Raw genomic sequence first — 12,858 nt, forward strand, 5'->3', positions numbered from 1 at the left:
ATAGCCCGGCCGGTGGGTGGGGGAGAATACGACGGTGCGTGTCGGACGCGTCGGGGAGAAGAAAGTCACTGTGAGCATGGACGAAGGGCGGTCGTGGTGAGCCGGATCGTGATCATCGGCGGAGGGCCGGCGGGCTACGAGGCGGCGCTGGTGGCCGCCCAGTTGGGCGCCGACGTCACCGTCGTGGAGACCGACGGCGCCGGCGGTGCCTGCGTACTGTCCGACTGCGTACCGTCCAAGACGTTCATCGCCAGTTCCGAGGTGGTGACCGGGTACCGCGACACCGAGGTGTTCGGGGTGCACTCCGACGGCCTGGAGGCCGTCACGGTCGACGCCCGCACGGTCAACGAGCGGGTCAAGCGGCTCGCCCTGGCGCAGTCCGCCGACATCCACGCCAAGCTGCTCAAGGCCGGGGTCACCTTCGTCGCGGGTCGGGCCCGACTCGGCGAGGACGCGCTCGGTCACACCCACCGCGTGATCGTCACGCCGGACGGCGAGGAGGCGGCCTACGCGATCGACGCCGGCACGGTGTTGATCGCCACCGGCGCCACCCCCCGCCAGCTGCCCACCGCCGTACCCGACGGCGAGCGCATCCTGACCTGGCGGCAGGTGTACGACCTGCCCGAACTGCCGGAGCATCTGATCGTCGTCGGCTCCGGTGTGACCGGCGCCGAGTTCGCCAGCGCGTACCTGGCGATGGGGGTCGAGGTGACCCTGGTCTCCAGCCGGGACCGGGTGATGCCGCACGAGGACGCCGACGCCGCCCAGTCGATCGAACGGGTCTTCCGGGCCCGGGGCATGAGCATCCTGAACAACTCCCGCGCCGAGAGCGTCCGCCGCACCGACAGGGGCGTCGAGGTCGAGCTCTCCGACGGCCGCAAGGCGTACGGCTCGCACGCGCTGATCGCGGTCGGCTCGATCCCCAACACCGCCGAGCTGGGCCTGGCCGAGTACGGCGTCGAGCTGGCCCGGGGCGGGTACGTGACGGTGGACCGGGTCTCCCGGACCAACGTGTCCGGCATCTACGCGGCCGGCGACTGCACGGGAGTGCTGCCGCTGGCCAGCGTCGCCGCCATGCAGGGCCGGATCGCGATGTGGCACGCGCTCGGCGAGGCGGTCCGGCCGCTGCGGCTGCGTACCGTCGCGGCCAACGTCTTCACCGACCCGGAGCTGGCCACCGTCGGCGTCTCGCAGGACGAGGTGGACGCGGGTAAGGTGCCGGCGCGGCAGGTGATGCTGCCGCTGGGCGGCAACGCCCGGGCGAAGATGGACGAGATCGCCGACGGTTTCGTCAAGCTGTTCTGCCGCCCGGCCAGCGGCCAGGTGATCGGCGGCGTGGTGGTGGCCCCCAAGGCCAGCGAGCTGATCCTGCCGATCACCATGGCGGTCGAGAACAACCTCACCGTCAACGAGCTGGCCCAGACCATCACCATCTACCCGAGCCTCTCCGGCTCCATCAGCGAAGCCGCCCGCCAACTGATGCTCCACGAACTCGAGTAAGCGGCGATGAGGGTCAGGAGGGCTACCTCGGTGAGGATGAGGGCGCGCTCGATCAGGCCGTAGAAGGCGCGGTCCCCGGGGTAGGCGGACCAGACCATGGCGGCGGCCAGCAGCAGGCTGGCCAGGGTCAGGGCGCGTAGGCCGAGGCGGACGCGGGCGTCGGTGGGAAGCCGGGCGGCGAGCAGCCAGCCGGCGATCGGCAGCGCCACGAAGGCGACCACCGAGGCGTACCGGTGCACGTAGGCGGCGGTGCCCATCTCGGTGCCGGGCGGGTTCGTCGGCACCAGCCCCGACACCAGTAGCCCGCCCGCCCAGACAGCCAGCATCCCCTCGGCAACCCGTCCCCGATGGCCGAGCTGGCGCAGGGCCGGGATGAGCACGGCGGAGGCGGCGGCGAGCAGGAGCATGGCCACGTGGATGATCCCGCCGGAGTCGGAGACGGCGTAGTCGCTGACGGTCAGGCTGACCGGGTCCAGGCCGTCCACGCCCAGGTGTCCGACGATCGCGAGCAACGCCGCGACGGCGATCCCGCCGAGGGCCAGTACGCCGCTGTTCCGGTTTCCAGGCATGCCCCAGCCTGTCGCCGATGACACCCCAGGCGGATCCGGGAGGAGCACCGAAATCAATCCCAGGGACCACCCCTACCGATGATCGGGCCTTTCCCTGGCCGGGTCCGGGTGAGCGCCCGCCGGTCCGTTCAGTCGGCGGGCGTCCCGGTGGGGGTACGGGTCAGCCGGGCGGCGAGCAGGGCGAGCGCCCAGCCGGTCAGCGCGAAGCCGGCGGCGGCCATCGCCGCGATCGCCACCATCTGCCAGGTGGAGCCGGTCAGCGCCGCGCCGCCCAGGTGCCCGAGCAGCCCGCCGTAGGACGCCCAGGCCACCGCCGCGACGCTGGCATAGGGCAGGAAGAACCGCAGCGGGTACCGGCTGCGGCCGGCGGCGAAGCAGGCCGCCATCCGGCCACCGGGCACGAAACGGCAGAGCAGGATCGTCATCGGCCCGGATCGGCGCAGGCCCCGGCTGACCCGGCCGGCCATCCGCCGGGTACGGCCAGCGCCCACCGGCCGGGGTGGCCGCCGTCCCGGTGCACTGCGGCCGAGCAGATAGCAGGCCAGGTCTCCGGCGAACACGCCGAGCGCTCCGGCGGCGACGGTCCACGGCAGGCTCAACCCGCCGTAGACGGTGAGCGCACCGCCGGTGAGCATCAGCAGTTGGGTGGGCACCACCGGCAGGAAGGCGTCCACGAGCAGCAGGCCGAACAGCGCGAGGTACGCCAGGCCCGGTGACGCCACCTGGGTGAGTAGTTCGGGCACCTGCGCCACCTCGCGGACTTCTCCGATCGGAACATTCCGATCCTGACGGCGTGTCCGGCGTCACCCTGACCTGCCCCGGTCGGCCGTGACCAGCGACACCTCGCCTCGACGGGGACGAAAGTACCGGAGGGAACCCACCCGACCACGGGATATCGACGAGGGTGGTTGGCCGTGGACGGTCGCCAGATCGTCTTCCGGCAGCGTACCGTTGTCGGCGCGCGGCCCGGTGAGCGTCAGGTCCCCCGTTCCTGATGCCCGGGCCGCCGCCGGGCCGCTGGCAGGTCCCGTGCCAGCGGCCCGGCACCCACCCCCTGCGGGAATCCACCGGTCGCTGCCTGAGCATCAGGCGCGGACGGCGTCCAGGCCGCCCGGTTAACGAGGTGCGGCGGCGCATGGGGTGGGGGTACGGTCGCGGCATGTGTGGTGCGGTGCTGACGACGACGCCGGGGAAGCCTGGCGCGCCGCACTGACGTCTTCCGTCTACCGAGGCCCCGGGCGATCCGCCCGGGGCCGTCGTGCGTCGTGGGTGGGTCGCGTCGGGGCGTACCGCCAAGGAGCGCGACATGATCGACCACCGCCGGCTCGGCCGGGACCTGGACCTCTTCGCCACCGACCCGCTCGCCGGTGCCGGCCTGCCGATCTGGCTGCCGGCTGGCGCCGCTGCCCGGCACGCGATCGAGGAGTACCTACGTGACCTGGAGCGCCGGGCCGGCTACCAGCATGTGTGCACCCCACCGCTGGGCCGGCGCGAACTGTTCGAGATCTCGGGGCATCTCGGCTACTTCGCCGCCGAGATGTTCCCGCCGATGCGGCTCGGCGAGGCCGACGACGAGCTGGTGCTGCGTCCGGCGCTCTGCCCGCACCACGCACTGGTGTACCGCGCCCGTGGGCGCTCCTACCGGGACCTGCCGATGCGGGTGGCCGAGATCGGCGGCATGTACCGGGCGGAGCGTTCGGGGGTGCTCGGCGGATTGTCCCGGGTACGCGCCATCACCCTCAACGACGCACACAACTTCTGTGCCCTGGAGCAGGTCGGCCAGGAGGTGTCGGAGATCCTCGGGCTGATCCGCGCGGCGCACGCCGCGCTCGGGGTGCGTCCGGCGGGCGTCCGGCTGTCGCGGCGCGGCCCGGGGGAGAAGTACGTGGGCGACGACGCGGAATGGGCCCGGGCCGAGGAGCTGCTCCGCGCCGCACTCGATCAGGTGACCTACACCGATGCGCCCGGCGAGGCCGCCTTCTACGGCCCGAAGATCGACATTCAGGTGCTGGACGCCGCCGGGCGGGAGCTGACCATCTCCACCGTGCAGCTCGACTTCGACAAGCCGGAGCGGTTCGACCTGTCGTACCACGACTCGGGCGGGGTGCGGCGGCGGCCGGTGATGGTGCACCGCAGCCTCGTCGGCAGCATGGAGCGACTCCTCGCCTATCTGATCGAGGTGCATCAGGGAGCCTTCCCGGCCTGGTACGCCCCCGTGCAGATGGTGGTCCTGCCGGTCGGCGACGGTCAGGCCGGCGCGGCCGTCGACCTGGCCCGGCGGGCCACCGAGGCGGGGCTGCGGGTCGAGGTGGACCATGGCGGATCGCTCGGTGCCCGGGTCCGTGACGCGGCCCGCCGACGGATCCCGTACGCCGCGGTGGTGGGTGCGCGGGAGGCGGCCGACGGCCGGGCGGCGCTGCGGCTGCGCGACGGACGGGCACTGGAGCCGCTGCCGGTGGCGGAGGTGATCGGCCTGGTGAACGCGGTGGTGGCCGCCCGCTCCGGCGACCTGCTGCCGCCCGGCTGAGGCCGAGGTCGCCGTCGCGTCCACCAGGCCGGCCCCGATCGTGGCTGGTCAGGCGGCTGCTGCCGGGTCACGCGGGGCTCACGGTCCGACCGCGACCGCGACGGCGGCGGCAAGGAAGACGACCTGGAGCACGGTACGGATTCCGAGCGGGGTGACCGGGCGCCCGGCCAGGGTGAGCCCGCGGCGGGCGGCGGAGACGTTGGCCGGGAACATCGCGAGCATCAGCACAGCCAGCCCGGCGGCGGCCCAGCGGGCGGTGGCCGGCACGAGCAGCCCGACCGCGCCGACGAGTTCCAGTACGCCGGTCACGGTGACCAGCAGCTCCGGGCGGGGCAGTCGGGGCGGGACCATCGCGACCAGGTCCCGCCGCCGGCCGGCGAAGTGCGCCGTCCCGGTCAGCACGAACATCAGGGCCAACCCGACCCGCAGCGCCGGGTGCCAGCCGTCGAGTGCGGTCACCCCGGCCAGGCCAGCCAGCCGGGCGAGCACGGTGCCGGCCACCAGAGCGATCAGTGGAGCCATCGGGTACCTCCTCGAACACCAATCATGTCAGTGACAAGATTGGCCCTGGTGGCGAATCTTGTCAACGGCAAGATATGGTCTGGTGATGACCGGCACCCGCGGCTACCACCACGGTGACCTGCGCCGCGCCCTGCTCGACGTGGCGGTGACGGCGATCGAGGAATCAGGCCCGGCAGCGCTGAGCCTGCGCGAACTGGCCCGCCGGGCCGGCGTCTCGCACGCCGCACCGGCGCACCACTTCGGCGATCGGGCCGGCCTGTTCACCGCGCTCGCGGTGCAGGGCTTCGACTCGCTCGCCGAGGCGCTCGACGGGGCCGGCGGCGAGCTGCTGGATCTCGGCGTGGCGTACGTCGACTTCGCCGTCCGGCATCGCGCGCACTTCGAGGTGATGTTCCAACCCGACCTCTACCGGGCCGACGCCGCCGAGGTCAGGGCCGCCCGGGAGCGGGCCGGTGCCGCCCTGCGCGCCGGGGTGGCGACCCTGCCGGCCCTGCCGGCCCAGCCGACCCTGCCCGAATCCCGCCCGGGCACCGCCGCTCATCCGGGCACCGCCGACCGGTCCGCCGATGGGGCCGACCGACCCCGCGATGCGGCCGACCGACCCCGCGATGCGGCCGACCGACCCCGCGATGCGGCCGACCGACCCCGCGATGCGGCCGACCGACCTGGCGGCTTGGACGGGCCGCAGGGCGACGTGCTGGCCGCCTGGTCGATCGTGCACGGCTTCGCCACGCTCTGGCTGGCCGGCGCGCTGCCCGCCGGGGTGGGCGACGACCCGGGCGAGGCCGCCCGGACGGTGATCCGGCGCGTCTTCATCCCCGCGCCGGACCCCAACTGAGTATCGCGACGCCCCCGCGCGTGATCACCTCCGTTTCGGCGGAACGGTGGCATCCGAGCCGGGGGACGCCGCCAGACCGGCGGAACGGGAGTCGAATCACGCCAGCCGCTGCCCGCGACCCGTCACCAACTGGTCGGCAGCGGCATCCCCTCGGTGTAACCGGCCGTGCTCTGCACACCGACCAGCACCCGCTCGTGGAACTCGTCCAGGCTGCGCGCACCGGCGTAGGTGAACGCGCTGCGCACCCCCGAGATGATCTCGTCGATCAGGTCCTCCACCCCCGGTCGGGTCGGGTCCAGGTACATCCGGGCCGACGAGATGCCCTCCTCGAAGATCGCCTTGCGGGCGCGGTCGTAGGGGCTGTCCTCGGCGGTCCGCGCGCTGACCGCCCGCGCCGAGGCCATCCCGAAGCTCTCCTTGTAGCGTCGGCCCTCCTCGTCGGTGTAGAGGTCACCGGGAGACTCGTAGGTGCCGGCGAACCAGGAGCCGATCATCACGTTCGACGCCCCGGCGGCCAGCGCCAGCGCCACGTCCCGGGGATGCCGTACCCCACCGTCGGCCCACACGTGGCGGCCCAGCTCGCGGGCGGCCGCCGCGCAGTCGAGCACCGCCGAGAACTGTGGCCGGCCCACCCCGGTCATCATCCGGGTGGTGCACATCGCGCCCGGCCCGACGCCGACCTTGATGATGTCGGCACCCGCCTCGACCAGGTCGCGTACCCCGTCGGCGGTGACCACATTGCCGGCGGCCACCGGCACCGCCGGGTCGAGACCCCGTACGGTCCGCAGGGCGGAGATCATCCGCTCCTGGTGGCCGTGCGCGGTGTCCACGACCAGGGTGTCCGCTCCCGCCTCGAGCAGGGCCTTCGCCTTGCCGGCGACGTCACCGTTGATGCCCACCGCCGCCGCGATGCGCAGCCGACCGAGGTCGTCCACCGCCGGCCGGTAGAGCGTCGCCCGCAGCGCGCCGGGCCGGGTCAGCACGCCGACCAGCCGTCCCTCGCCGTCGACGACGGGCGCCAACCGGCGCCGTCCGGCGGAGAGCCGGTCGAAGCCGGTACGCGGGTCCGCGTCGACCGGCACGGTGTGCAGCTCGGTCGACATCACGTGCCGCAGCTGGGCGAAGCGGTCCACGCCGACGGTGTCGGCCTCGGTCACCACGCCCATCGGCCGGCCGGCCTCGTCGACCACGATCACCGCGCCGTACGCCCGCTTGGGCAGCAGGTGGATGGCGTCGCCGACGGTGTCGGTCGGGCCCAGCGCGATCGCGGTGTCGTGCACCAGGTGCCGCTGCTTGACCCAGGCGACGACCTCGGCCACCACGTCGATCGGAATGTCCTGCGGGATCACCGCGATGCCGCCACGCCGGGCCACCGTCTCGGCCATCCGCCGGCCGGCGACCGCCGTCATGTTCGCCACCACCAGCGGGATGGTGGTGCCCGTGCCGTCGCCGGTGGCCAGGTCGACATCGAGCCGCGAACCCACCTCCGAACGGGCCGGGGCCATGAACACGTCGTTGTAGGTCAGGTCGTACGCGGGAGTCGCGCCATTGAGGAACCGCACCCGGCCATCATTGCTCAACCGAGCAGCAGAGCCACGGCCACTGCGACCATCACCACCGCGATCACGCCGTCGAGGACCTGCCAGACCCGGGTACGCGCGAGCAGCGGGGCGAGCCGGTACGCGCCCGCACCGAGCGCGGTGAACCACAGCACGCTGGCCGCCGCCGCGCCGAGGCCGAACAGCCAGCGGTGCGGATGCTGCTGGGCGATACCGCCGAGCAGCAGCACGGTGTCGAGGTAGACGTGCGGGTTGAGGTATGTGAAGGCCAGGCAGGCCAGCAGCGTCGGGCCGAGCCGGACCGGCGGTCGGTCGGCCGGCGTGAGCGCGGCGGGCCGCAGCGCACGGCGGGCGGCGAGTGCCGCGTACCCGAGGAGGAAGGCCGCACCGCCCCAGCGGATCGCGGTGACCAGGTCGGGCCGTCCGGCCACCACCGAGCCGACCCCGGCGATGCCCACGCCGATCAGCAGCGCGTCGGAGAGTGCGCAGGTGAGCACGACCGGCACCACGTGCTCCCGGCGCAGTCCCTGGCGCAGCACGAAGGCATTCTGGGCGCCGATGGCGACGATGAGGGCGATGGAGAGTGAGAAGCCGGCAACGGCCGAGGTGAGCATGTGTCGACGTTAGAAGCGCCCGAATGGATCAGTCCAGCTAAAGATTCTTGCCCTGGTTAAGCTGAGCTGCATGAACGGTCTCGACTCCACCCAGCTGCGTACGCTCGCGGCGGTGGTCGCGGAGGGCAGCTTCGAGGCGGCGGCACGACTGCTGCACGTCACGCCCTCGGCGGTCAGCCAGCGGATCAAGGCGCTGGAGGAGACCGTCGGGCAGGTGCTGGTCCGCCGGCACCGGCCGTGCGACGCCACCGAGGCCGGCCGCCCGTTGCTGCGCCTGGCCGGCCAGTTCGCCCTGCTGGAGCGGGAGGCGCTGGCCGACGCCCGAGGGCCGCTCGGCGGTGACCGGGGACGTACCCGGGTCGCCATCGTGGTCAACGCCGACTCGCTCGCCACCTGGTTCCCGTCCGCGCTGGCCCGCCTGCCCGAAGCGCCGGAACTCTCCTTCGACCTCCGGCAGGACGACCAGGACCACACCGCGGAGCTGCTGCGCGGCGGCGTGGTGACGGCCGCGGTGACCGCACAACGCGAGGCGGTGCAGGGCTGCCGGGTACGCCGTCTCGGCGCGATGCGCTACCGGGCGTTGGCCGCACCAGGGATGGTGCAGCGGTGGTTCGCCGCCGGCGGAACCCGGCCGGCGTTCGCCGCGGCGCCGGTGATCGTCTTCGACCGCAAGGACCGGATACAGCACCGGTTCATGCGTTCGGTGACCGGACGGGCTCTCGACCCGCCGGTGCACTACGTGCCGTCGGTGCCGGCGTTCAACGAGGCGATCCGGCTCGGGCTGGGCTGGGGGCTGGTGGCCGAGCAGATCGCCGACGCCGACCTGGCCGCCGGCCGGTGCGTGGACGTCGCGCCCGGCCGGGTGCTGGACGTACCGCTCTACTGGCAGCACTGGCGGCTCGACTCGCCGGTGCTGACCGCGGTGACCACCGCCGTCTGCGCCGTCGCCGCCGAAGCCCTCCGCTGAACCGTGCTACCCCTCAGGCGATGGTGCAGATGGCGGCGCCGGAGGTGATCACCGCGCCCACCTCGGCCGAGAGGCCGCTGACCGTGCCCGCCTTGTGCGCGTACAACGGCTGCTCCATCTTCATGGCCTCCAGCACCACGACGAGGTCGCCCTCGGCGACGGTGTCCCCGTCGGCGACCGCGATCTTCACGATGGTGCCCTGCATCGGGGAGGCGAGCGCGTCCCCACTCGCCGCCGCGCCGGCGGTGGCACCGCCACCGCGCCGCACGGGTTTCCTCGCGGCCGGCGCGGCGCTGGCCGTACCGGCGCCGAGGCCGGCGGGCAGGCTGACCTCCAGGCGCTTGCCGGCCACCTCCACCACAACGGTCTCGCGCTCGGCCGGGCCCGCGAGGGCCCCGGCGACGGCGGTGAACGGCGGCACGGTGTTGTCGAACTCGGTCTCGATCCACCGGGTGTGCACGCTGAACGGCTCGGCGGTGAACGCCGGATCGCGCACCACCAGACGGTGGAACGGCAGCGCGGTTGCCATCCCCTCGACCACCATCTCGTCCAGCGCCCGGCGGGCCCGCTCCAGCGCCTCGGTCCGGGTCTCACCGGTGACGATCAGCTTGGCCAGCAGGGAGTCGAAGTTGCCGCCGATCACGTCACCGGCCGAGATGCCGGTGTCCACCCGCACCCCGGGGCCGGTGGGCAGCCGCAGCGCGGTGACCGTGCCGGGGGCGGGCAGGAAGTTGCGGCCCGGGTCCTCACCGTTGATCCGGAACTCGATGGAGTGTCCACGCGGCGTCGGGTCCTCGGTGAACCGCAGCTTCTCGCCGTCGGCGATGCGGAACTGCTCGCGTACCAGGTCGATGCCGGCGGTCTCCTCGGTGACCGGGTGCTCCACCTGCAGCCGGGTATTGACCTCCAGGAAGGAAATGGTGCCGTCGTTGCCCACCAGGTATTCCACCGTGCCGGCACCGTGGTAGCCGGCCTCCCGGCAGATCGCCTTGGCGCTGTCGTGGATCTGAGCCCGCTGCGCGGCGGTGAGGAACGGCGCGGGCGCCTCCTCGACCAGCTTCTGGTGCCGGCGCTGCAACGAGCAGTCCCGGGTGCCCACCACGATCACACCGCCGTGCTGGTCGGCCAGGACCTGCGCCTCGACGTGACGCGGCTGGTCGAGGTACCGCTCGACGAAGCACTCGCCCCGGCCGAACGCGGCGACCGCCTCGCGGGTGGCCGACTCGAACAGCTGCGGGATCTCCGCCATCGTGCGGGCCACCTTCAGCCCGCGCCCGCCGCCGCCGAAGGCCGCCTTGATCGCCACCGGCAGTCCGTGGTCGACGGCGAAGGCCGTCACCTCGTCGGGGCCGGCGACCGGCTCGGCGGTGCCGGGCACCAGGGGAGCGCCGGCCCGCTGGGCGATGTGCCGGGCGGTGACCTTGTCACCGAGGTCGCGGATCGCCTGCGGGGTGGGGCCGATCCAGGTCAGGCCGGAGTCGATGACCGCCTGGGCGAAGTCGGCGTTCTCGGCGAGGAAGCCGTACCCGGGGTGCACCGCGTCGGCGCCGGAGCGGGCGGCCACCTCGATCAGCTTGTCGATGCGCAGGTAGGAATCCGCAGCGGTGTCACCGCCCAGCGCGTACGCTTCGTCGGCGAGCGTGGCATGCAGGGCATCGCGGTCGGAGTCCGCGTACACCGCGACGCTGCCGAGGCCGGCGTCCTGGCAGGCGCGGATGACCCGGACGGCGATCTCGCCCCGGTTGGCGATGAGTACCTTGCGCACCTTGGTGGCTCCTCCCGGCGGGTTACTGACCGGGAGTTTATCGGCCGTCCTGGCGGCCCTAACGATCGCTCAGTGTGGGATGGCGCACTGTTGCGCCAGGTCGACGGCGGCGTGGTGTCGTACCGATGTGGTCAACTGCCGGTGACGATGATGGCCGACGAAGGCCGTCGTCGGGGGAGCGCGAGCGGGAGTGGCAAATGATCGAGACCAGCGGGCTGCAATGATCGAGACCAGAGGACTGCGGAAGTCGTTCCGCAGTCGGGCCGGTCGGGAGACGAAGACCGTCGAGGCGGTACGCGGCGTCGACCTGGACGTCCCGGCCAGCGAGATCTTCGGATTCCTCGGCCCGAACGGCGCTGGCAAGACCACCACCCTGCGGATGCTGGCCACGCTGATCGAGCCCGACGGCGGCCAGGCCACCATCGCCGGCGCCGACCTGCTCAAGGATCCGGGTGAGGTGCGCCGCCGAATCGGCTACGTGGCCCAGGGCGGCAGCACCTGGGACGAGTCCACCGCCCGTGAGGAGTTGGTGCTCCAGGCCCGGATGTACGGCATCGGCAAAACCGAGGCGCACCGCCGGGCCGCCCGCGCGCTGGAGGCGTTCCAGCTCACCGAGTTCGCCGACCGCAAGTGCAAGACCTACTCCGGCGGCCAGCGGCGCCGGGTCGAGATCGCGCTCGGCATCATCCACGAGCCGAAGATCGTCTTCCTGGACGAGCCCACCACCGGGCTCGACCCGCAGAGCCGGGCACACATGTGGGACGAGATCCGACGGCTGCGCGCCGACGGGATGACCGTCTTCATCACCACCCACTACCTGGACGAGGCCGACGCGCTCTGCGACCGCATCGCGATCATGGATCACGGCGAGTTGGTCGCCGAGGGGACGCCGACCGACCTCAAGCGGGAGATCTCCGGCGACGTGGTGCAGGTCGGCCTGGACGTGGTCGCCACCGGTGAGGCCGAGAAGCTGCTCGACGGCGAGGAGTACGTGAACCGGCTGGAGACCCTGGAGGAGGGCGGCCTGCGGCTCTTCGTCGACGACGGAGCCACCGCCATTCCCCGGATCCTGCGCCGGATCGACGGTGCCGGGCTCGACCTGAAGTCGATCGAGTTGCACCGCCCGAGTCTCGACGACGTCTTCCTCACCAAGACCGGCCGCTCGCTGCGCGAGTCCTGACCCCGACCAGGAGATCTGATGAAGCTCGCCCGCGACACCTGGCTGATCTTCCAGCGGCAACTGCACCTGCTGCTACGCAATCCCGTGTGGGTCTTCGTCGGCGTCTTCCAGCCAGTGATGTACCTGCTCCTCTTCGCGCCACTGCTCAAACCCGCGCTGGGCGCACCCACCCAGGCCGAGGCGTACAAGATCTTCGTGCCCGGCCTGCTGGTGCTGCTGGCCATCTTCGGTGGCCTGTTCCAGGGCTTCGGCCTGATCGCCGAGTTGCGGGCCGGGGTCATCGAGCGATCCCGGGTCACCCCGGTCAGCCGGCTCGCCCTGCTGCTCGGCCGCTCTCTGCGCGACGTCGTGTCGCTGCTGGCGCAGGCGGTCATCATCACGCTGCTCGCGCTCCTGTTCGACCTGCGCGTGTTCATCGGCGACCTGCTGCTGGCGTTCCTGATGCTCGCCCTGATCGCGCTGATGACCTCGGCGGTCTCCTACGGCGTCGCCCTCAAGGTCAAGAGCGAGGACGCCCTGGCCCCGCTGATGAACACCGTTGCCCAGCCGGTACTGCTGCTCTCCGGCATCCTGCTGCCGCTCGCCTTCGCCCCCGGTTGGTTGCAGGGCGTCGCCAAGTGGAACCCGTTCTCCTGGGCGGTCGACGGCACCCGCGCGCTGTTCAACGGGGACATCGGCAACGACCGGGTGTGGCAGGGGCTGACCATCATCGCGGTGCTCGCGGCCGCCGGCGTCTACTGGGCGGCCCGCCAGTTCGCCCGCAGCGTCCGCTGAGTTGCTGATCGGCTCGCGGAGAACGAGAGCTGGCTCTCACCGT

12 protein-coding genes are annotated in these 12,858 nt (G+C 72.5%); 6 read left to right on the top strand and 6 right to left on the bottom strand.

Annotated elements, in window-relative coordinates; translation table 11 throughout:
* The first annotated feature begins 96 nt into the window (after positions 1–96).
* A complete protein-coding gene (locus tag BMY89_RS15260; protein ID WP_092380837.1) occupies positions 97–1,500 on the top strand; it encodes an NAD(P)H-quinone dehydrogenase in 1,404 nt (467 codons plus the stop codon).
* Here BMY89_RS15260 and BMY89_RS15265 read toward each other — a convergent pair.
* Positions 1,434–2,069, bottom strand: a complete 636-nt coding sequence (locus BMY89_RS15265) for a DUF998 domain-containing protein (protein ID WP_092380631.1) — start codon at positions 2,067–2,069, stop codon at positions 1,434–1,436. The two genes, BMY89_RS15260 and BMY89_RS15265, sit on opposite strands and share 67 nt — an antisense overlap.
* Before the next feature lie 128 nt (positions 2,070–2,197).
* Entirely contained in the window at positions 2,198–2,812 is a 615-nt protein-coding gene (locus BMY89_RS15270; protein WP_092380838.1) for a DedA family protein, read from the bottom strand.
* A 515-nt stretch (positions 2,813–3,327) separates the two neighbouring features.
* Here BMY89_RS15270 and thrS point away from each other — a divergent pair.
* A complete protein-coding gene (gene thrS / locus BMY89_RS15275) occupies positions 3,328–4,596 on the top strand; it encodes a threonine--tRNA ligase (protein ID WP_307818715.1) in 1,269 nt (422 codons plus the stop codon).
* 78 nt (positions 4,597–4,674) lie between these two features.
* Here thrS and BMY89_RS15280 read toward each other — a convergent pair whose 3' ends face one another.
* Complete coding sequence (locus tag BMY89_RS15280) at positions 4,675–5,118, bottom strand: DoxX family protein (RefSeq protein WP_092380632.1); 444 nt, start codon at positions 5,116–5,118, stop codon at positions 4,675–4,677.
* Between the two features lie 85 nt (positions 5,119–5,203).
* Here BMY89_RS15280 and BMY89_RS15285 point away from each other — a divergent pair, with 85 nt between their 5' ends.
* The gene (locus tag BMY89_RS15285; RefSeq protein WP_092380633.1) at positions 5,204–5,956 is read left to right on the top strand and encodes a TetR/AcrR family transcriptional regulator; all 753 of its coding nucleotides are present in this window, start codon (positions 5,204–5,206) and stop codon (positions 5,954–5,956) included.
* Between the two features lie 122 nt (positions 5,957–6,078).
* Here the strand turns inward: BMY89_RS15285 and BMY89_RS15290 are convergent, their stop codons facing one another.
* Both BMY89_RS15290 and BMY89_RS15295 read right to left on the bottom strand, forming a co-directional pair.
* Positions 6,079–7,518: a GuaB1 family IMP dehydrogenase-related protein gene (locus BMY89_RS15290; protein ID WP_092380634.1), complete on the bottom strand. Its 1,440-nt coding sequence runs from the start codon at positions 7,516–7,518 to the stop codon at positions 6,079–6,081.
* A gap of 14 nt (positions 7,519–7,532) precedes the next feature.
* The gene (locus BMY89_RS15295) at positions 7,533–8,129 is read right to left on the bottom strand and encodes a LysE/ArgO family amino acid transporter (RefSeq protein ID WP_092380635.1); all 597 of its coding nucleotides are present in this window, start codon (positions 8,127–8,129) and stop codon (positions 7,533–7,535) included.
* Between the two features lie 70 nt (positions 8,130–8,199).
* Here BMY89_RS15295 and BMY89_RS15300 point away from each other — a divergent pair, with 70 nt between their 5' ends.
* The gene (locus BMY89_RS15300) at positions 8,200–9,096 is read left to right on the top strand and encodes a LysR family transcriptional regulator ArgP (protein ID WP_092380636.1); all 897 of its coding nucleotides are present in this window, start codon (positions 8,200–8,202) and stop codon (positions 9,094–9,096) included.
* A gap of 13 nt (positions 9,097–9,109) precedes the next feature.
* On the opposite strand, the gene BMY89_RS15305 is transcribed toward BMY89_RS15300, so the two are convergent.
* Positions 9,110–10,861: an acetyl/propionyl/methylcrotonyl-CoA carboxylase subunit alpha gene (locus BMY89_RS15305; protein WP_092380637.1), complete on the bottom strand. Its 1,752-nt coding sequence runs from the start codon at positions 10,859–10,861 to the stop codon at positions 9,110–9,112.
* Positions 10,862–11,081: 220 nt separating this feature from the next.
* Between BMY89_RS15305 and BMY89_RS15310 the strand changes: the two genes are divergently transcribed.
* Together BMY89_RS15310 and BMY89_RS15315 are read left to right on the top strand one after the other, a co-directional pair.
* Entirely contained in the window at positions 11,082–12,041 is a 960-nt protein-coding gene (locus tag BMY89_RS15310; protein WP_092380638.1) for an ATP-binding cassette domain-containing protein, read from the top strand.
* 18 nt (positions 12,042–12,059) lie between these two features.
* Positions 12,060–12,815, top strand: coding sequence for an ABC transporter permease (locus tag BMY89_RS15315; protein WP_092380639.1), 756 nt, complete (start codon positions 12,060–12,062; stop codon positions 12,813–12,815).
* The last annotated feature ends 43 nt before the right edge of the window (positions 12,816–12,858 follow it).

It is taken from the genome of Micromonospora phaseoli, assembly GCF_900109115.1.
Taxonomy (GTDB): domain Bacteria; phylum Actinomycetota; class Actinomycetes; order Mycobacteriales; family Micromonosporaceae; genus Micromonospora; species Micromonospora phaseoli.